Annotated in this window: 17 protein-coding genes; 5 read left to right on the forward strand and 12 right to left on the reverse strand. The window is 44.2% G+C overall.

Annotated features, from left to right (window positions below; genetic code table 11):
• Positions 1 to 392: 392 nt before the first annotated feature.
• The 7 genes from ACHUFI_RS18620 to ACHUFI_RS18650 all read right to left on the reverse strand — a co-directional run bounded on the left by ACHUFI_RS18620 (position 393) and on the right by ACHUFI_RS18650 (position 8,450).
• Positions 393 to 1,577, reverse strand: coding sequence for a BamA/TamA family outer membrane protein (locus ACHUFI_RS18620; protein ID WP_394251861.1), 1,185 nt, complete (start codon positions 1,575 to 1,577; stop codon positions 393 to 395).
• A gap of 19 nt (positions 1,578 to 1,596) precedes the next feature.
• On the reverse strand, positions 1,597 to 2,139 hold the full coding sequence (locus ACHUFI_RS18625) for an outer membrane beta-barrel protein (RefSeq protein ID WP_394251863.1): 543 nt from the start codon (positions 2,137 to 2,139) through the stop codon (positions 1,597 to 1,599).
• A gap of 10 nt (positions 2,140 to 2,149) precedes the next feature.
• Positions 2,150 to 2,608 (reverse strand): glycine zipper family protein, encoded by a 459-nt coding sequence (locus ACHUFI_RS18630; protein ID WP_394251865.1) that lies wholly within the window; start codon positions 2,606 to 2,608, stop codon positions 2,150 to 2,152.
• A 205-nt stretch (positions 2,609 to 2,813) separates the two neighbouring features.
• The gene (locus ACHUFI_RS18635) at positions 2,814 to 4,400 is read right to left on the reverse strand and encodes a BCCT family transporter (RefSeq protein ID WP_394251867.1); all 1,587 of its coding nucleotides are present in this window, start codon (positions 4,398 to 4,400) and stop codon (positions 2,814 to 2,816) included.
• Positions 4,401 to 4,655: 255 nt separating this feature from the next.
• Positions 4,656 to 6,320 (reverse strand): RluA family pseudouridine synthase, encoded by a 1,665-nt coding sequence (locus ACHUFI_RS18640; RefSeq protein WP_394251869.1) that lies wholly within the window; start codon positions 6,318 to 6,320, stop codon positions 4,656 to 4,658.
• Between the two features lie 187 nt (positions 6,321 to 6,507).
• The gene (locus ACHUFI_RS18645; RefSeq protein ID WP_394251871.1) at positions 6,508 to 7,194 is read right to left on the reverse strand and encodes a hypothetical protein; all 687 of its coding nucleotides are present in this window, start codon (positions 7,192 to 7,194) and stop codon (positions 6,508 to 6,510) included.
• 8 nt (positions 7,195 to 7,202) lie between these two features.
• Positions 7,203 to 8,450: an OmpP1/FadL family transporter gene (locus tag ACHUFI_RS18650; RefSeq protein ID WP_394251873.1), complete on the reverse strand. Its 1,248-nt coding sequence runs from the start codon at positions 8,448 to 8,450 to the stop codon at positions 7,203 to 7,205.
• 259 nt (positions 8,451 to 8,709) lie between these two features.
• Between ACHUFI_RS18650 and ACHUFI_RS18655 the strand changes: the two genes are divergently transcribed.
• Positions 8,710 to 9,528: a LysR family transcriptional regulator gene (locus ACHUFI_RS18655; protein WP_394251875.1), complete on the forward strand. Its 819-nt coding sequence runs from the start codon at positions 8,710 to 8,712 to the stop codon at positions 9,526 to 9,528.
• Between the two features lie 86 nt (positions 9,529 to 9,614).
• Here the strand turns inward: ACHUFI_RS18655 and ACHUFI_RS18660 are convergent, their stop codons facing one another.
• The 4 genes from ACHUFI_RS18660 to ACHUFI_RS18675 form a co-directional block, all read right to left on the reverse strand.
• Entirely contained in the window at positions 9,615 to 10,646 is a 1,032-nt protein-coding gene (locus tag ACHUFI_RS18660; RefSeq protein WP_394251877.1) for an HlyD family secretion protein, read from the reverse strand.
• Positions 10,647 to 10,649: 3 nt separating this feature from the next.
• Positions 10,650 to 11,153: a magnesium transporter gene (locus tag ACHUFI_RS18665; protein ID WP_394251879.1), complete on the reverse strand. Its 504-nt coding sequence runs from the start codon at positions 11,151 to 11,153 to the stop codon at positions 10,650 to 10,652.
• A gap of 168 nt (positions 11,154 to 11,321) precedes the next feature.
• Positions 11,322 to 13,049: an EAL domain-containing protein gene (locus ACHUFI_RS18670; protein WP_394251881.1), complete on the reverse strand. Its 1,728-nt coding sequence runs from the start codon at positions 13,047 to 13,049 to the stop codon at positions 11,322 to 11,324.
• Positions 13,050 to 13,738: 689 nt separating this feature from the next.
• Complete coding sequence (locus ACHUFI_RS18675; RefSeq protein ID WP_394251883.1) at positions 13,739 to 14,779, reverse strand: alkene reductase; 1,041 nt, start codon at positions 14,777 to 14,779, stop codon at positions 13,739 to 13,741.
• Between the two features lie 142 nt (positions 14,780 to 14,921).
• Between ACHUFI_RS18675 and ACHUFI_RS18680 the strand changes: the two genes are divergently transcribed.
• A complete protein-coding gene (locus tag ACHUFI_RS18680) occupies positions 14,922 to 15,500 on the forward strand; it encodes a TetR/AcrR family transcriptional regulator (protein WP_394252052.1) in 579 nt (192 codons plus the stop codon).
• A gap of 71 nt (positions 15,501 to 15,571) precedes the next feature.
• Here ACHUFI_RS18680 and ACHUFI_RS18685 read toward each other — a convergent pair whose 3' ends face one another.
• Positions 15,572 to 16,573, reverse strand: coding sequence for a LacI family DNA-binding transcriptional regulator (locus tag ACHUFI_RS18685; RefSeq protein ID WP_394251885.1), 1,002 nt, complete (start codon positions 16,571 to 16,573; stop codon positions 15,572 to 15,574).
• Between the two features lie 206 nt (positions 16,574 to 16,779).
• Between ACHUFI_RS18685 and ACHUFI_RS18690 the strand changes: the two genes are divergently transcribed.
• From ACHUFI_RS18690 to ACHUFI_RS18700, 3 genes are all read left to right on the forward strand, one after another.
• Complete coding sequence (locus ACHUFI_RS18690; protein WP_394251887.1) at positions 16,780 to 18,234, forward strand: glycoside hydrolase family 32 protein; 1,455 nt, start codon at positions 16,780 to 16,782, stop codon at positions 18,232 to 18,234.
• A 16-nt stretch (positions 18,235 to 18,250) separates the two neighbouring features.
• Positions 18,251 to 19,621: a PTS transporter subunit EIIC gene (locus ACHUFI_RS18695; RefSeq protein ID WP_394251889.1), complete on the forward strand. Its 1,371-nt coding sequence runs from the start codon at positions 18,251 to 18,253 to the stop codon at positions 19,619 to 19,621.
• A 145-nt stretch (positions 19,622 to 19,766) separates the two neighbouring features.
• Positions 19,767 to 20,705, forward strand: coding sequence for an aminoimidazole riboside kinase (locus ACHUFI_RS18700; protein WP_394251891.1), 939 nt, complete (start codon positions 19,767 to 19,769; stop codon positions 20,703 to 20,705).
• Positions 20,706 to 20,964 lie beyond the last annotated feature (259 nt).

The following is a 20,964-nucleotide window of genomic DNA, read 5'->3' on the forward strand; positions in this document are numbered from 1 at the left end:
ATCTATGGATACATCATAAGTTTGGTCTATCGGGTAAGTGAGAGGAAAGCCCTCCGCGAAGCGGCTTAGTTCAACAGTTACTAGACAGAAAGTTTCTATATTTAAAAGCAGAATTTTTCTTTCTATTTCTTAGTTGTCCCAATTCTACTGGACTTTTGATTTATAAACAGCGGTTTATCAATGACCATGAGCGACTAAACTCCAAAATATAGAATGATTCTGTATGGGTTAACTAAGAAAGTACTGCGTAGGTTTGTAATTAGAGGTGGGATAAATTTTGCTATGACAAACGTGTATTAACAAGATACCGATGATGTATAGCACTAACGAGAAGTGGAGCAAAAATGAGTTGGCTTCACTTTTGCTCACAGTCGAATTGGGGTATGTAGACGCTAGATACCGGCGCCGACTTGGAAGTATACGGCGCTGTCTTCCTCACTAAACGCGAAGTCAATGCCGGACTTCAAACCATACCGACGAGCAATGAGATAACGGAATCCAAAGCCGTAAGAGTAGCGTTCATCTTGGCTAAAGAGGCTGTCTTCTTCGGAAGCGGCATAGCCAACACCACCAAAGACATTCGTTGACCACCTTGGTGCCCATTGCCATGTGACTTGCGATTCGACGGATAAGGTTTCGTCGCCTTGATAGCGGTTACGCGCAATGCCACGCAGTTCAATATCGGGAAATACCGAAGGTGGTAAGAACCGGTCGTTCGAATACATCGATTTATAGAGCCCTTTTAAAGCAAGAGACCAATCATCAGATAATTCCCAGTAGTTAATGCCTTTGACATTGAGGGACGAAAAGTCATAGTCGCTGCCGATGCTTTCATCGAATACGACGAATTCGGCAGTGTAGTTATACCCTTGAGTTGGGTCTAAGAAGCTGTTTCGAGAATCATATTCGCCAATAATGCCAAAACCAGAAAAGCTTGGGGAAGTGTTGGCTAGATTTTGCAAAATGTCGTCGGCTTTCGGGTGGCTGTTTATCTCTAAGTCCATTTTGTAATAACGGTGCGATGCACCAAGGAAAAAGTTGGTATCGTCTAAACGAAATTGCAGTTTTTGCAGGCCGCCTCCGCCTTTCATTCCAAATTCGACTCCGTTACCTGAAGTTATTGGCGCAAGAATATCCGGGGTGCTTTTTGGGTAAAAAGTCATGTTTACATCGCCATAGCCAAGCCCACCAAGGTAACGTACGGAGTCTTTGTCCCAGGTTCGGCGATGTCCGATGAAGCCCATCCAAGTGCCGTTTTCTGTGAAAAAGCCACCGGCGGCAGTAATTGCGGGTGTCAGCAACTGAGCACCACCGTCTAATGATTGTGATGCTAGCTTTTTTCGTTTTGCTCGTTGCTCGTCAGATTCATGGAGAAATACACCAGTAAAACCGGCCCCATAACCCACCGCTGGTTCTGTAATGACGATAGGCACAGGGAGAAAGCCATAGGCGTTCTCTGCAAGATATTCCCCCATATCCAATGCGCCATCAATGGGATCGAAAAACTCAATCGCGTGAATTGAGTGAATGGGAGAGAACGCGAATAAAGCCGTGAGGCAAGTGATGGTTTTGCGCATAATACCCTTAGGGAAGAGACTAGAAGTTGTAAGCCGCCATGATCCTTACAGCGGTATCTTCGTAATTATTATCCGAAAATTCAGGATGTTCCAAGTCCACCTTATAGAATTCCGATATCAATCCCACTCTACCAATGTCGACTTTAACCCCGACCGTAGGTGAGAACTCGTCTCTGTCTCCTTCGTAGATGGCTTCACCCGTTTCTGGATCGGTCTGCTGCATAGTGATGGCGTTATAGGTCAGTCCAACTCTTGGAGTAATTGCCAAGTTTTCATTAAGGTTAAACTCATACCCTAACGCAGTATGTAGACCCCATGAGTCGATGGTTGTCGGGTAAATACTGGTGAATGTTGAAGAGTCTGGGCTGTTGAAGGTGGTACTGTATCCCAAAGACCAGTTTATATTTGGGGCCACCTCTGCGCCAATCTCGAACGTATAGAGCTCAACGTCTTCAACGAAGGCAACACCTGCGGAAACAAAGGGTTTTTCCTCTGCCGCAGGCAATGCGCTAGGGAAAATCGCTAATAAAAAAATCGCGATGGTAAGGATTCGAAACACCATGATATCGCCCTTAGTTTAGAGCATTGAAGTTGCGCTCGACCATGCAGTTTCGCATCACTTGTTGTTGCTGTTGAACACTGTGAGTTTGTTGCGCATTTTGTTCGGCATTTTTACCAAGCCTTCCTCCGACTAACCCAATAGCGGCACCAATTTTCGCTCCGTCGCTCCCCGAGTTACCGGATATTGCGCCAACCGCAGCACCAGCAGCCGCGCCTTTTGCGGCTCCTCGAGCACCACTGCCGTTGACTGGCTTTCCGGAGTCAGCGACAGGTTGAGCAACACTTTGAGCAAGCACCTGACATTCTTGAATAGCAGCATTCAGTGCGTCTTTATCACCATTGTGGTCTGAAAACACGATGCCATAGATTTCATCTTTAACAGATACGACGCTGCTGCTAGCAAAGCTTGGTGAGATTAATAGTGCAGAAAGTGAAAATGTAAGTACGAAACGAGAAGTGAGTTTTTTCATATAGGACCTAAATGTGAATATGGAACACAACTAGGTTAATGAAATTAAATGAACTTATTTGAGCGCAAGCAGGCTCATTTTTGAGTGTGAGGCGGCTATAGAGCGTTATAGAAATTGAGCGTTGTAGGAATAGAACGTTATAGAAATAGGGCACCTAAATCAAATCTAGGTGCCCAGTCGGATGCGGTTATCGCTTAGCTTTGTACTAAATTACGCCTTGCTGCCTTGCCATATGGTTAGCAATTCTAGGTGCATGCCATAAGCAAGGTAATAAGATAAACGATACTGGTACGGCAGTAATAACGATGAAAGATTGTAAAGCTGAAATACCGCCAGAGCCCATCGAAATCAGTGCAATCGCGACGATACCCATGATGATGCCCCAAAAAGATCTCACAAGCGCATTAGGTTCGGTTGAGCCAGTAATAACAACACTGATGGTGTAAGTCATGGAGTCGCCGGTTGTCACGATAAACGTGGTCGTCAGAACCAAAAATAGCACTGAGATCAGAACGGGATATGGCAGTTCAGAAGTAATCGCTAGCAGTACGGCTGGTAAGTTGAAACCTTCGAATGCAGAAGAAATTACTCCTGGAGTCGCGAGTTCAAATGCCAAGCCGCTACCGCCAACAATGCTGAACCAAAAGCACGTGATCAGCGGAGCTGCGATGCTGATGGATAAGATCATTTGGCGAATGGTTCGACCGCGAGAGATGCGGGCGATAAAGATGGCCATCATTGGGCCATACCCTAGGAACCATCCCCAGAAGAACACCGTCCAGCCACCTAACCAAGCGGTGTCTTGGCGGTAAAGTGCCATAGGAACGAAGTTATCGATCATGCCGCCAAGCCCTTGCAAGTAACCATCGATGATGAATCCCGTTGGCCCGACTATCAGTAAGTAGCCAATCAAAGCCACCGACAAAATGATGTTGTAGCGACTTACGATCTGGATGCCTTTATTCACACCGCTCAATGCCGATAGAGTGTACATCGCAATCGCGAACACAATGATGAGGGCTTGAGTATTAAAGGAATTCGTTACGCCAAACAGTTCGTTAAGTGCGTAGCTGATTTGTAAGCCTAAGAAACCAATTGGTCCAATCGTGCCGGCTGCAACCGCGACAATGCTACATGCATCCACAAGGTTACCAATCCAACCGTTGACTGCTTTGTCTCCCAGAACCGGATAAAGCAAGGTGCGAGGTTTCAGTGGCAGGCCTTTATCATAGTGAAGATGCATTAAAACAATCGAAGATAACCCGCCCAGAATGGCCCAAGCCAAGAAGCCCCAATGCATGAATGATTGAGAGAGGGCATTTATCGCCATCTCTTTGGCAGAGCCTTCGCCATAAAGTGGCGGGGCAGAGACGAAGTGAGCGATAGGCTCGGCTGCCGCCCAGAATACGCCACCCCCCGCAAGTAGTGTGCAGAGAACAATGGCCATCCATTTAAAGGTGTCCATTTCTGGTGCGGATAGATTACCTAATCTAACGTAGCCTGTTCGGCCGACGGCGAGTACAAGCCCAATGACAAAATTCAGGAAAAGCAAAACTTGCCAAAAAGCGCCGAACCATTGAGTCGAATATTGAAAGCCTGTATTCACTAATTCGGTGAGTGCTCCCGTATTGGTGATGGCTAACAGTACAAACAAAACTAAAAAACTGCCGCTTAGCCAAAGGACAGGGTTACCGAGTTCTAATTTTTTAAATAAGGATTGAGCTTGTGTAAAAGCGGCTGAAGGTGGCTGAGTGTTGATGTGTTCGCTGGCGACATTCGTCAAGTCGGACATTATACTTTCGCTATATTTGGCTGGTTAAAGCCTATGTATTTCCTAAACACCGTTGCAATAAAAGTGTGAGGTTCGTCAAAAAGTCGGTGATACTAACACATTTATTAATATGAAAGGGAATATCAGCAAAAAGAATCAATGGCGGGGTGTAAAGTGAGTCAGCCACTTGATACTAAGTGACTGACGTTGAATAAATTGTTGGTGTTTGGTGTTTGGTGTTTGGTGTTTGGTGTTTGGTGTTTGGTGTTTGTGCGCTTAAAACTCTTCAGATACTTCGAATTCCATGACCTTCCCACTCACGGGGTGCTCTAACTTGAGATAGCCGGCATGCAAATGCAGTCGATTAAGCTTATAGCCGTACAAGTCGTCTCCGGTGATGGGAACGCCAAGCCCCAGAGGATGGGCGCAGTGCACACGTAATTGATGGGTTCTGCCGGTTTTAGGGTAAAGGTGGACTTTGGTTTTGCCGTTATTTTGTTCTACCACTTCCCATTTTGTTTCAGCCTTTCGACCATGTTTGTCACAGACAAGCTGCCGAGGACGATCGGTAATGTCTCCAGATAGGGGCAGCTTGATCGTACCTGACTCGTGTGTAACAAGACCATCTAAAAGGGCGGTGTATCGCTTTTCTACCGTGCGGTTAATAAACTGTTGTTGGACATGTTTATTAGCTTCCGCAGTTAGCGTCAAAACCAGTAAGCCTGATGTAGACATATCCAATCGGTGGACAATAAGTGGCCCGGTTGCGTTTGGATACTGGGCTTTTATACGGGTGTAAACCGAGTCTTCGATGAACTTCCCGGGAACAGAAAGAAATTCCTCCGGCTTGTTCACAACGACCATGACTTCATCTTGGTAGATGATATCGAGTTCTTTATCGAGTGATGGCGTCACGATAAGTGGGTTGTCTTCCAACAGCATGCCTTGGAGCATGTGTTCGAGAATTTCAAAGCACTTGCTCTGGCAGACGGGGTACAAATTACCATGCTGTCTCACTTCCGCTTTAGGTAAGCTTCCCCACCAAAATTCGGCAAGCGCCAATGGTTTGAGGCCGTTTTTAAAAGCATGGTTAAGCAATTTTGGCGCGCAGCACTCGCCAGTATTTGGTAGCGCGCTATGTCCGTTAAGCAGCGTTTTTAGTGACGATTTATCTAGAGAAGCGTTCAAGAACTGAAAGTGTTCAAGACGAATTAATTCTAATTCGGCGCGAAGGGTTTGTTCTTGTTCAATCAGTCGTTCGAGGGACTGCTGCTCAGACAAAATGTCTTGTTCTAACGCCGCCTTAGATTGCTTGATTTGTTGCTTCAGAGATTTGAGCGCACGTTTCTCTTGGCTACTCTCATTACCGAGTTCGGCAATGACTAACGCTATTTTTTCAACATCACCGCTTTGTTCTACTTGCTGGCGAATTTGTTGGCGGCGCGTTTTACTTGCGGACATGTCTTCCTGAACTTTGATAAGCGAAGCTTTCGATTCAAGATCTAAACGGTGAAGCGCATTGCTAAGGTCTGACGTGAGTATGTCTGCTCTCAGTTTTAGCAGGTTTTCGGATACTTCTTCTATTTGCTTATTCAAACTAAGCGACGTATCGGTAAAGCCAGCAAAGTCGAATACGCTAGGCACAAATGCGAGTGGTAAACCGTCAATTTGCTCTTGGGTAAGCGTAACTTTTCCTGCATGAGCCGCCAGGTATCCTAATTCTCCGTTCGAATCAGCAACGACCAATACTCCATACATATTACCTTTGCTAGCTTCGTCCACGCCCTCTCGCGTCAGTTGAAGTTGCAGCTCAGACATAGCAAATTCGGCAAGTTTGTGCGGCGTATAGTAATACGGGAAAGTAAAACGATCCGGCGCCTTGATACGACTTATGTCACTAGTAAATGTGAGTAAGTGAGCGATGCGAGTAGGTTTGGACATGGAGTAGTTCTTAAATTAGCCAAGTGGATAGACAAGCGATGATGCGTCTGTGCTGGTGGCGAGATAGTACCTTTGATATGGCGTGATTTAAAGTTGGCTCTGTAAAAAGGCGATTATTCTTAAGAAGAGAAAGAGAGCCCCCTTATTTTTAGAAAGTCTAGGTTACGGTGTAACCCAGACTTTGAGGTTATTTAAATTCGTAGGTGTACGAGATGCCAAGCCGATTGTTTTCTCCATAGTCGTCTTCAGCAAGGACACCATAGAAATTGAACGATTGTGTATGAGTCAATTTATGACTTAACCCTGCACCAGTCCAATAGCCAGAATAGTCATCTGAACCCATCGAGCCACCGCCAAACGCCATTAATGTCCATTTGTCTGAAAGTGGTTTTAACGTGAAGACACCAATATAGCCACCGTGGGAGGAAGCAGGCAACATGACGTAGTCATTTTCAATATCAGTGTCATCGAAATAAGCAATTTCACCGTCATTATAGTTGTAACCGGCCATTGGAAATATTTGCCAGCCCATCGGCGCAATATCAAAATAACTAAGTGGGACAAACGTCCCTATGCTGTAGTTATTCCTATGGCCTTCAGGTTCATATTCGGCTCGACTGAAATTAAAATTGACGATGCCAACAGGAAATAACCAAGAGCCGCCCAATCGCCATTCATCGCCATCAGCATTGATGCTGCCGTTGATTTTTCGAGCGTCATCAAGCCCTAGTGAACCAGAAAGCTTCAGCCCCTCGCTGTAAGATATACCTGCTTTGGTAATGATCTTAGTTGGGTCCTCGTGATGCTTTTCGTCCGCAATAGCTAGGCTGCAAATACCGATGAACCCAACAGTGCTGATTACAAATTTATGCATTGTTTACCCTAGAATGTCATGCTTGCGCCGATGAAGTGAATTCGCCCATCAAAAGATCCATTTACGTTGATTGGACCATGATTTTGAATGACACCATTTCTTGCAATATCGACTGAACCTAAATCTGCGAATTCGTAGAACACATCAAAAGTGTACTCTTGCCACTTTGTGCTCGCGCCAACGGAATAGCGGTATTGATCGCCAACAGGTAGATCGACCCATTGCTTGGTAGGGTCGTCTTGCGGTGAGGTTTCGTAAGAGAAGCCGGCTTTTAAGCGCCAGTCTTCGTTTAATCGATAGTCGGTGCCGAATGCAAACTTCCATACATCGTCCCAATCGCGGTCGATGGCTAGATTTCCTCCAAATGAGGTTTCATCCCATTCGCTCCAGCGATGGAATTGAATGCTAGCGAGTAAGTTTAAGTCATTGGTGAGCGCGTATCGAGAGCTAATATCTGCTATCGCAGGCACCGCGAGTTCGGTGGCAACTCCAGATTGTAGTGGCTCTGAGAGGTTGGTATTGAAATCGTGTTCTACTTTGGATCGGAAGCTGAAACCAAGGTCTAACTTGTCACTGTGGTGATACATCGCACCTAGGTTGAACCCATAGGCCCAATCAGAGGATTGCTCTATGTTAACTTGACCGCCTAACACGCCCATTTCGAGTGATGCCCAGTTGAATTGGATCCCGCCGCCAATAGAAACTTGGTCGTTAACTTGGTAGCTGACCGATGGGTTAAACTGCAACGCAGTAAGTGTGGTGTCAGACATCAGCGTAGCGCCACCCCATTTTGAACCGTAATCCAAACTGGTGCCACCAACTGTACCTAAAGCGAAACCTAGATGAACATCGTCGTTCAATTGGCGAGCGTGGAAAATACCGACAGAAGGCATTGTGGTACTTGCTTTGCCATTGTTCGTTGAATCACTGTTTGCATCGCGGTATTTCATTTCAATATCTAGGCCAAGAGCGTTCACTGTGGTGAGCGATTTACCCATGCCTGACATCGTGGCTGGGTTTGCCCACATAGCGGCGGCTGAACCCGTGTAGACGCCATCGCCCGCACCGGTTGTACCCGCATTAGCGATGACGGCTTCTTGCAAAAAAAGTCCACTGGCTGATGCCGATGTGGTGGTGAAAAGTGCAGCAGCAAGAAGCGATAATGTAAATAGCGCTGGCGTTGCGGAGCCACTAGATTTAGAGGCAAAGGTTTGGGTTTGAGTGACGGCAGAGAAACGGTTATTTGGATTAGGCATGGTTAATTACTCGTTAGGGCGACTCCTTGCCTCTAAGTGTTCGTTACACAATCCATTGTGGTGTGAGAAAAAGACTGCCTTAATTGTAAGGAAATGCGCTTTCTAATTAGGAATAATCGATATTACTAATTGATATGACTTTTAAGTGACTGATTTAACGTGTTTTGAGTGAGTGCGAGGAGAATTTTATGCGTCTCATTGGAAAGATGTGTGTAATTCAGTTAGCTTTGAAGAAGTATTATTGAAAAAGTGTCAAATAATGAATGATTTAAACGCTCTACATGTGTTCCTAGCCATTATGCAAACTCGCTCGACCCAGCGGGCAGCGCAGAAGATTGGCCGCTCTCAGTCTTACGTTTCTAAAGTGCTTGCGCAGTTACGAGAAGATTTAGCCGATCCGTTATTTTTGAGAAATGCTCAGGGGTTAGAGCCAACAAGTTATGCCGAAAAAATTGAACCCAAGGTACGAGCGGCTCTGGAGCAACTTGATCTGGCATTAGAGCCGGAACGGTTCGACCCTCGTACATTAACTAAAGTGACGATACATATCGTTGAACCTTACTTGATTCAATTTGGCAGAGAGATTATTCGCACTATTCGCCGAGACAGTGATGCTGTCATTGAGCTTAGGCAGTGGGGGGAGCACAGTGAGTCACTGATTTTGTCTGAAGACGTAGATATTGGTCTTCATGTTATTAATGACAAGCCACAAAGCTTTTATCAGAAGCGTATACATTCTGGCGCGGGCTATTTCGAAGGGAATAAAGAAGGTGAATACGTAAAGTTCATTATTTCTGGGGTGAACGAGCATGCCGACCATTTTAAAACGTTAGACCCTAATGTCGAAGTGGGAGTGATTGTCGATAGCCACCAATTAATGAACCAGTTAATGGACGATTGTTTCACACTTAGGTACGAACCATACCGAGATGAAAATGAACAACACAAACTCAATCTGGACGTCGCATTGATCACCAAGGCTTCGTTAAGGCATGCTGCAAAACAGAAGTGGCTGACGGAGATTTTGGAGCCAATCGTTGATAACTATGTCGACACTCGCCTTGGCACTGCAAAGTAGTACGGACTTTAATTAAAAAAGGAAGCCAATGGCTTCCTTTTTTGGGTTTTAGTTCTAGCAAACTAGATGGATGATATTGGCATTCTCTAGAGCGCCGATAAGTATGATTTGTAGGCTTTCAGTCTTACTGTTGCTGCACCGATGATGTCCATAAAACCAAGAGCTGGGTGAGGCTTAGTTGCAGAAACCCAGCCAGAACCTGTCGCACCAATTGGAACGTTGTAACCTTCCGGCTCTTCGAATTCAATGACGATAGTACGGCCATGAGACCCCATGTTATTCCCTACGTGTTGACGAACATGCTGAGATCCGTTGATGACAGAAACACGCGCCTCACCGGTACCCGCCGTTAAGCTGTGAACACGACCTCGGAAGATCTCTCCTGGGTAAGCATCAATATAAAATTCAGCGAACTGGCCAATCTCAATACCGCGATAAGTCTGGTCAGCAATACGCATTTCAACGAACTTTTTACTGGTGTCGTAAAGGTGCATGTTACCTACACGGGTGCCATTCACAATATTGGTAATAGAAAGTTGCCCGTCAAATGGTGCGCGAATTTCACGACGTTCATTTTGCCAATTCGCTGTGGCCATTTGCGCTTCGATATTGAGGATTTGAGCGTTGACTGACGCAATCTTCGCATCAGTAGATTCTATGCGAGTACGAATGTCATCACGCTGATACTCTTGGGCAAATTCATTCAGCTTCTCTAAACGCGCAAGGTTCTTTTTATCGTTCTCGATTTGATGGACTAAGGCTAAGATCTCGGCTTGAGCGGCATCTTTTTGTGCTTGTAACCCATCCATTTGCGACTGAGTGTCTTCAGTGCGGAGGGTATAAATAAGGTCACCCTTTTTCACCATTTGGTTATGATCCACAAACACTTGTTCAACTTCTTGACCAAGTAATGGGCTGAGTACTGCATGAGGTGCTTTAACCGTGGTGCTATCGGTTAGATCTGCTGGAGACCAGAATCGGTGCGCGGTAAATAGCGCGACAGCGAGTAGGAGTCCAGTACTGACAATGATGACCGCATTCTTCAGAGTCCATTGGATCACGCCTGTTTTGACGAGAATCCAACAAATGAGCACGTAAGGGAGCATTATCTCTTTCATGGCTTATTCCTCCACTTTCTTAGCCGAACGGCCGTTACGGATAATGTTCGAAAGCTCTTGCGCTAAGACGTCCCAGCGAGCGAAGGCGATAATCAACGCGAGAACCCACCAAGTTTTGTCGATGAACAAACCACACAATGAAAGTGCGAAGACGATTTGCGTGTGAGCACTCGACATTTCGGCTGCGCGATGCACGGCGACTTCATGTAAACGCCAAAATAGATATGCCACATAAATGAGGATTGCGACCGTTACGAAGAAAACAAATCCCATAAACACTTCAGAATCCAGAAGCTTCAAAATAGTTGGATAGCCGTTTAAGAAATACTCTTCTGGTAGTGATTTACCATGAATAGTGCCAAGTTTAGAAAGCCCTACTGATGCGCCAACTAGAATCGATAAACCGATAATCAGCTTAAAACAGTAGGTGAAAAATGCTTTTGTGATCCTTATCGTTTTATCCCATAGTCCTTCCGATGACAATACGGGCGTGGTATTTGTTGACATGATGTATGGGGCCTTAGTTATTGATATGCCACTAACCATACACTCAGTAATGCCTTTATTTGGAATACACGAAATTCCAACGGCAACGACAACGACAACGAAATAGATCTAAATCAAGGCTGAAAGCTAACCCAAGGCAACAATATAACCTTGGGTTTGAATCAAACGCTAAGGGCGGCTGTATAGGTAGCCTTGGTGAAGGCTGTAGCCAAGTTGGCTTAAAATATATTGTTGGCGGCGAGTTTCTACGCCCTCATAAATCATCGTCATATTCGATAGGCGTCCGATCTCGGAAATGCTGGTTAAAACGGCCGTATGGTGCTCACCGGATTCAATATCTTTTACGAAGCAGCGATCGAGCTTTAAGTAAGTTGGGGATATTACACTGATGATTTCGATGTTGTTGTTCCCTGTGCCAAAATCATCTAATGCTATCGTAATGCCAAGCCTCTTGATCTCATTAATGTTATCTATTACTTCGTTACCGTATCCAAGGTTGGAATATTCGGTGATCTCCACAATAAACTCATTAACCTCCATCGCTTCTAAATGCTCTCGGATTTTACGAAAATTGCGACCAACTAGCGCTGAAGGGCACACATTGATCCCGTATATCGCGTGGCTATTATTCTGTTTGGCTTTTTTGACGGCCTCGATTTGTAAGATGGTATGGAAAGTAAGCAAATTGCTTTTTCGCATGGCATGTATGAAGTTCAATACGCCTACATTACAAACTCGGCTTAAAAGTTCGTAATAAAGAATGCTGTTGTCTTGGGTGTTAATGATGGGCTCTTCTTCATAGGAAATGTGAGTCCAACGGTAAAGGTACATCGCAGCACCAAGCAGGTAATGGCGGTAGCAAATTAAAGTTAAGGTTACGAATAGCGCCACCCACAAGGTGAGAATATGCTGACTATAAAAATGGAGAGTCGCGCCAGAAGGTAAGACTTTGCGGTAAACAGGGATACCAGCTTCGCCTAGTGTCACGATGTCAAAGCCATTCTTTTCAATCTTCACGGTGTCAATAAACAGCGGAAGCACTGAATTTCGATAGCGGGACTCGATGGAGCGTTTTGAAATACGGGCGACTAACTGCACTTCACTTTCTTGCGCCGAAAAGCGAGTGTAAGAAAAGTCTCGGCTGTCATAAAAATCTTCGTCGCGACTTGGGTCAATCAATTTAGATTCATTACGAGAAATAAAGCATGACGCAGAAGCGGTGGTTAACAGTACTGAATCTATATTGAGTGAGTGTCTTAATGCATGGATAGCGCCGTCGTTGTCGCAACCATATGACATTACTTCATCGGCGATCTCCTGGGTATTTTGACTGTACTCAACCGCAATTGTCGTGGTGTATAAAATTTGAAAGAAGTACACGACAAACAGCATCCCGGCAGACAGCCCTAACATAACAAGTAAAGACTGTGCCGCTTCTTTACGGTAGGTGCGCAATAACAACTTGAATACTTCTAGGCGAGCGGGCTTAAAGTGGTTGATGTCTTTCTTGCAACAATTTGCCGATATGCTGGCTTTTTCCAAGTCTAAGAAATACCCCACTTTATACAGGTTTGAAATAAGCTGGCTGTGGCTAATTACTTGGGCATCTTGGCAAAGTTGGCGATATTTTTTCCTAATCGATGCGATAATATTTTTTAGTGCATAAAGGCTTAATTCTTCATTAAAATGGCGTTTGAACGACTTCTCAATATCTCGAGCAGATTGAGGCGTCGCAACGGAAGAATTGGCTACAAGGAATTTAAAAACAAAACTTTCTTTATTATTGAGTTCGACTTCAGAAATTTTCTGGCAGTCCTTTTTTATATAAATTTTCTGTTCGTTGTAGATCAACTGCAAGCTCTCTTCGTTTTTATTTAAATTGAAAGAACAGTGCATGTCTTAACTCCTAATTGATGGTGTTCGAATAGTGGCAATGAATTGGATAGTGACGACATTCATCTTGGAAGCTTAGAGGCAGGCTATTCCCATTAAGCGACAATTGATGAACATATAAGCTGCGTGATGTATGTCACATGTCATTGTTTCCAATGGAAAAGTGCAGGGTGAAGGCTAAGAGTGGATTTATAAATCAATGCAAGAGTTTTACAAGGCTTACAAAGGATAAATCCATAATTTTTGGTATTTATCCAAATGAATTAGGACTTTTTAGCGTTTGAGGTGTTTGATTAGGCACCAGATAAGGCGTGTGACGTTCGAAGAAGGCAGAGCCGCGAAGTGGCTGTTAAGTAAAGTGGTGCGTGCTTTCTGTTGCGAAACTAAGGGACAAGAGGCTAAGCGCCAAAGACAATGTTATCCAATCCGATTGTCACATGAGTTAATAAGATGGTCATTCTTCATAGCGATATCGATTCGGTCATACGGGGTGCTCGCTAATAGATTAATGCTACTAATGCAGTAAGAACTCGTACTATCTATATGAATTGATAAGATATAAATAATAAAAAAGGCCACTAAATATCGCTATTTAGTGGCAAAGTTTTATTCGTAAAGGGAGAACGAATTTTATTAAATTTAACTGGCACAACGAAAAGGCAATGTTGCGACTTTAAAATTGAAATTTAGTGTTACACGAGTTCGGCAAGCATTTCGTCTGAATATTCAACAAGGCTTTCACCAGCTTTTAATTTGCTGACATAATCAGGGTTGGCAATAAGTGGGCGACCAATCGCTAGTAGATCGAATTGATTCGCTTGAATAGCATCACTGCCGGTTTCCGCTGTGTAGCTACCCACACCAACTAATGTTTTGGCATAGTTTTCTCGTAAGTATGACGACGCCGTACCACCTAGGTAGTCAAACGTCATTGAGTCATCAAAAATACCCAAGTGTAGATACGCAAGGTCACGCTTCTCTAACTCTTTTAGGAAGTAGTCAAAAACTTCGCGGTCACGAGTGTCTTCTGCAATATTGAAGTACGCAGCAGGTGAAACGCGCAATGCGGTTCGGTCTTTACCAATACGCTCGGCAATAGCGTCGACGACGTCTAGCGGGAAGCGAGACATGTTTTCTGCTGAGCCGCCAAATTCATCAGTACGAATGTTACTTGCGTGATGTAAAAACTGATCAAGTAGGTAACCGTTCGCGCCATGGATCTCAACACCGTCAAACCCAGCTTCGATGGCGTTTGCTGCGGCTTGGCTGTAATCCGCTACGAGCTGAGCGATTTCTTCTTTGCTTGCGGCTTTTGGTACGGTGTAAGTTAGCTCTCGCATACGAGGAACCGACCCTTCAACCGCCAGAGCTGATGGCGCGAGTACGTATTCTCCGTCAAAGAAGTGCGGGTGCGCAACACGGCCGGTATGCCACAGCTGAGCAAAAATCTTACCGCCGTTACCGTGGACAGCACTTGTCACCTTTTTCCAACCTTCGATTTGTTCTGCAGAGAATAGCCCCGGTGTATTCGGATAACCTTGACCGTCAGGACGGATAATGACCGCTTCCGAAATGATCAAGCCAGTTTCTGCACGGCGAGCATAGTACTCAGCCATTGCTTGAGTAGGAACCAAGTTTTCGTCTGCCATACAACGGGTAAGCGGTGCCATTAGAATACGGTTTTGTAGAGTAATGGTGTCGTTCAAAGCGAATGATTGAAATAGGTTTTCCATGTTGAGCCTTCCATATCTGGTGTGGTAATTCTTGAATGCCCATTCAAATTAGTTCATTTTGAACGACCGTTCAAGAACTTTTTTGAATGAATGTTCAAAATACGTTATGATCAAGCAATACCGAGTTGAACAGAGAACGACTATGCGCAGTGCTGAATTTGATCGAGAAAAAGTATTACGATCTGCCATGGATGCTTTTATTTCTAAGGGCTACAGCAAAACAAGTATGCAGGATTTGAAGAAAGCTACAGGGTTACACCCTGGCTCAATTTACTGTGCATTTGAGAATAAGCGTGGGTTGCTGATTGCTGCATTAGAGCAATACCGAGCAGAGCGCAATAACGAGTTTTTAGAGTTGTTTGACAGTAAACCGACCATCATCGATGGCTTGCAGTCATATTTGGAAAGCGTCGTCGAAGAGTGTGAGAGCGAGCAAATCCAAGATTGCTTACTGCAAAAAGCATTGAGTGAACTGTCACATCAAGATGAAGAAGTTGAAAAAATAATCACAACGATGCTGAATGAATGGCAAGGTGCATTTACTGACAAAATTCGCTTGGCTCAACAGAATGGTGAGATCACTAGCGGAAGAGATTGCGAAGAGTTATCACAGTTTTTAGTGATGGGAATCTATGGCTTGAGAACGTTTTCTCATACCAAACCTGCGAAAGGTGTATTGAGTCAATTGAGCTTAGATTTACTCAAATACATTCAGTCCTAAAATGGGTGGATGGTTGGCGCAAACTAAATCATATTAAGGCTGATCGTACTGGGAGCATCAGCCTTTTTAATTTACTCTTCTTTAAGTATTTCTGCTTTACGGCTCGCCCCTCCACTGGCCGGGGAATGGCGTATGATCAGCTTTGGTTCGAGTAAAACTTCTTTATTGACGCTCTGACCCTGATGAATCGTTTCAATCATCATATCGAAACCTAAAAGCGCAATTTGTTTCATTGGCTGGCTAATACTGGAGAAGCCAAGTGATTGCGCGATATAAGTGTCGTCGAAACCGATAATTTCAACGAGCTCGGCTTGCGAACTATGTTGAGCTTTCAACGTATTAAAAGTCTGGCTAGCGACAATATCATCAGAACAAAAAATCGCGCTGATGGGGCGGTTAGATTCTAAAATTTGCTCTTTAATGAAAGCTTCAAGCTGTTCGGACGTGAAGGGGGTCAATATGTGGCGCTGTTCGAGGCTTCTTCCTTTGCTATTTAACGCATTCTGAAAGCCAATGAATCGGCTAGATTGCTGCCCACTTGCGCCAATGAATCCAATTTGACGGTGACCTTGTTGTATAAAATGCTCGGCGGCTAACGCTCCCCCGTGTTGATGATGTGTACCAATACTTGCGATTAATGGTGTTGTGGCGGTGAGTAAGATGACCGGAAAACTAAACGCTTTTAAGGATTCTAGGTGCGCATCTTTTAAAGAACGAGGGATTAAAAATACTCCATCTACTTTATGGTTTTCACACTCTAGCAAGAAGGTTTTCTCAAGCTGTAAGTTGTTACGGCTGTTGAACAGTAGAATGCTTCTACCGTGTTTATACGCTTCTTGTTCGAGCACATCGACCAACTGCGCAAAGAATGGGTTAGTCATGTTCCGTACGATCACGGCGAATAATTTTGTCGCTTTTTTTCGCTTCGGGGGCGGCTTTTGGTAGTTAAGGTCTGCGATAGCTTGCTCTACTGCGAGCCTGACCTCATTCGATACTTTTTCGCTGCCATTCAATACCCTTGAAACCGTCGCTATGGATACTCCACTGGCTTTCGCTACTTCTCTTATCGTCATCGAACTACTCCAGGCATTCAAAACCTCAATTGTTTAACAGGTAGATATTATCTTGTTTCATGTAACAAGATTTAGTGTTACATCACGTTTGACTGCCGTATTGGTCATTTTGGGCAGAAAATATACCTGATGCTGCTTGCAGTATCTTTTATAAAGCATGCTTTGCTCATATTCTTTTTTCAACGGAACGAGCTAGGTAGTCAGTCTTGAAAGAATTAAAGTATAGAACCATTGACACTGCAACAGTCAATGAAATTTCAGAGTTTGATAAAATAAGAGAAAATAATAAACACCGTCCGAAATTTCATATTACACCACCATTTGGTTTGTTAAATGATCCTAATGGGTTTTGTTATTTTGGTGGCGAATATCATTTATTTTATCAGTGGTTTCCATTTGGTACTTTCCACGGATTAAAACATTGGATGCATCTAACATCAAATGATTTATATAATTGGTCTGAGCAAGGAAGTAAAATCATACCGAAAGAAAATTATGAATTACATGGTGCTTATTCAGGCGCTGCGTTTATAGAAAATGAGCAAGCGTATCTATTTTATACCGGTAATGTGAAATTGCCGAACGGCCGTGATGCAAATCAGTGTTTAGCTATTTTGGACAACCAGAATCAAGTTGTAAAACACCCAAGTAACCCGGTGATCAGCTCAGTGCCTGCTGGTTACACAGGACATGTGCGTGACCCAAAAATTGTTAAGCATGGCGACCAGTATTTCATGTTACTTGGCGCGCAAAGAGAGCAAGATCTACAAGGCTGTATCATTGTTTATAGTGCCAATAACTTAGTGGATTGGCAGTTTCTTGGGGAGCTTTCGATCGAGGTTGATGCGCCTTTCGAACAAGCATATATGTTCGAGTGCCCTGACTTACTGGAAGTTGATGGACAAGACGTGTTGATCTTCTCTCCCCAAGGATTAAAAGCCAATGGAACTAGGTTTCAGAACCGATATAACGTGGTTTATTGCTTAGGCAGTATGGACTGGGAAACCCTGTCTTTTAACGCGCTGAATTGGGATGAAGTCGATCGAGGCTTTGATTTTTACGCCCCGCAAACAATGGCAAATAGCCCAAGCGATGCAACGCTGGTGGGATGGGCTGGAACGGATGAAGATCTCCCGACTCAAGCTTTAGGGTGGGTGAATACGTTAACGCTACCAAGAGCACTTTCTATTAAAGATAACCGCCTTGGCCAGCTTCCCGTAAACCAGCTAGATGGTGTTAATAAGCAGACCGCAATTAATATTCGTACAAATGAGAATAAGATAATAAAACTGGATTCTCTTTCCTTTGAATTAGATATAAAAGAAATAAAAGGAAAGGTTAGCATTGAATTAGTTAGCGAGTCTGGTGAATGTTTTACTTTTAAAATAAATAACCATAGCAACAATCTGTTGATGAGTCGTTATGAATACAATCACCATAAAGATGATTATGAGTTTGGCAATGTAAGAAGTTATATATCAGAGACTAAATCATCATGTGTCAAATATATATGCGATGAAAGTGTTATAGAAGTATTTGTGGAAAATGGACGAGATGTTTTTACATCGTTGTTTTTCCCCAATGATGATGTTCATTATTTAAAGATTTCGCTTGAAGATGAAACCGAAGTGGATATTAACCTGCAATACCTTACAATATAATAAATAGGTGGATAGCATGAACTATGAAGTAACAGTGAATGAGATACTTAGCAGTATCGGAGGACATGAGAATATTCGTAATGCGGAGCATTGTGCAACGCGACTACGTCTGATTCTTAAAGACAACGAGAAAGTCGATGTCGAAAAAGCGAAAGGAATTGCACAAATTAGCGGTTACTTTTATCAGTCTGGCCAGCACCAATTTATTATTGGTACCGGTAAAGTCACTCATATCTACAACGCCTTAAAAGCAACGCTTGGCGATGCGTTAGACAATAACGATTTTAAGCAAGATGCGTTTAGCGACATGACCGTTAGTCAGAAGGTAGTTCGAACCTTAGCGGATATCTTAATCCCGTTGATCCCAGCTTTAGTGACCACAGGTTTACTTATGGGCCTGCGCGGAATGATGCTCCATTCCGGGATGCAAATCTCACCGGAAATACTGTCTCTGTTCAGTATGCTGACTGATACTGCATTTGCCTTCTTACCTGTTCTTATCACGTACTCAGCCGCTAAAAAATTTGGTGGGAATCCGATTATTGCTATTGTCGTTGGATTGATGATGGTTGCACCGCAACTGCCTAATGCATGGGTGGTCGCAAATGGTGGTGCCGAGCCAATGTTAGTCAATTTATTCGGCATTGATTTCCCATTGGTTGGTTATCAAGGGACGGTGCTTCCAGCGATTTTTGCGGGTTGGTTTGTCTCTTACTTAGAACGAAATCTACGACGTGTTATACCGGCAAGCGTTGACCTTATTTTTACTCCATTTTTAACCATTACGTTTGCTATCTTTATTATTTTGTTCCTGTTCGGACCGATACTACAAAGTGTTGAGCATGGTTGTAACTACTTAGTGCGTATGGCTCTCGATCTGCCGCTAGGTGTGGGATACATCTTCTATGGTGCGGTGCAACAAGCGATTGTTATTACTGGTTTGCATCATGCATTGGGTGTGATTGAAATTGGCTTGCTCAATGAAACGGGTGCTAACCCTCTTCAACCTTTGGGCACAGCGTCTATGGCTGGTCAATTCGGTGCCGCGATTGCTGTTGCGACTTTGCTTAAAGACAAAATTAAGAAAGGTAACGCGTACAGTGCTTCAATGTCGACACTGTTTGGTATTACAGAGCCACTGTTATTTGGGGTAAACCTGCAGTACGGCAAAGTATTCCTATTCGGTATGATCGGTGGTGCGGTTGGTGGTTTCGTTACTTACGTTTTAGGGATTAGCGCGACGGGAATGGGGATCACCTTTATTCCAGGTATCTTGTTGTACTCTGACTCTTTTGGCTCAGTTCTCGGTTACTTAACGGTTATCGCGAGTGCCTTTGCAACCTCTTTTGCGATTACTAGACTGTATAACCCAGTGAAAAGTGCTTAGTTTACAGCAATGAAACGACTTACGAGAAAGTAAGCGTTCCCCCTATAGCGACTTACTTTCAAACCCACTTGTAATGCTCCGGTGGGTTTGTTCCATGTGTGCAGAATCGTATATTCGATGGCGCGTATTACACCTTAGGATTGATATGAATAAAGTATGGCTAACCGGCGACGCTGTCGTTGATCTGATTCCTGATACTCCAACAACGTATTTGAAATGCCCTGGTGGCGCACCAGCGAACGTTGCGGTGGGGGTTGCGCGATTGGGCTGTCACTGCGGTTTCTTTGGGCGAGTTGGCCTCGACCCTCTCGGAAAATTCATGAAGCAAACGCTTTTGGACGAAAACGTTGATGTCGAGAGTTTGAAGTTGGATAAAGCGCAGCGGACTTCTACAGTGTTGGTCGACCTTGATGAGCATGGTGAGCGTACCTTCACTTTTATGGTCAAGCCGAGTGCTGATCAGTTCATGCAGAAGGAAGATATACCGCAATTTGAAGCTGGTCAGTGGTTACACGCATGCTCTATTGCTTTAGCCAATGAGCCTAGCCGTACCAGTACTCTGGAGGCGATACAACGAATGAAACAAGTCGGCGGTTTCGTTAGCTTCGACCCGAATTTAAGGGAGGAGGTTTGGCAGAACCCGAATGAACTGATTTCCGTCGTGATGAAAGCTGTCGCTCTCGCCGATGTGGTTAAATTTTCTGAAGAAGAACTCATGCTGCTGACTGGGGCACCGTCGATTGAAGCTGGGATTGAGCAGTTAGCGCCGCTTGAACTGAAGTTGATTGTGATTACTCAAGGGGAACACGGCGCTTTGGTTATCTTTAATGGAAAAGCGTTCAGAGTGAGTGCAACCACGGTCAAGGTCATCGACACAACTGGTGCGGGTGACGCGTTTGTTTGTGGGTTGCTGGCACGCCTGTCTCAGCAAGCCGAATGGCTGCACGAGGATATTGTGCTGAACGCTGTAGAGTGGGGGAATGCTTGCGGTGGATTAGCGACCACGGAAAAAGGCGCAATGACAGCGCTCCCTACGCGAACAACCTTAGACCGTTTACTTTCTTCAAGAGTGACTAAAGAATAGTTCAAGGGTAATAGGCAACGTTATGAGTGGGTAGTGTAAAACTTCAATACATGTTGATCTGTAGTCCTGTCTGCCTTCTTTTCTCTCGATTGCGTTAATCGACCTGCAAATCCTCGCGGGTCGTTAACCAGTCACTAAACGACGACTATTTCTATAAATTTGTTTCTAGCTACACCTCACAATCCTGAACAGTCATGAAACATTTCAAAATGATGAAATTTGCTCAAATGTGTTAGCCAACTTGGCCGCTTTATACGCA

Origin of the sequence: Vibrio profundi (assembly GCF_043642225.1) — a bacterium.
Taxonomy (GTDB): Bacteria; Pseudomonadota; Gammaproteobacteria; order Enterobacterales; family Vibrionaceae; genus Vibrio; species Vibrio profundi_A.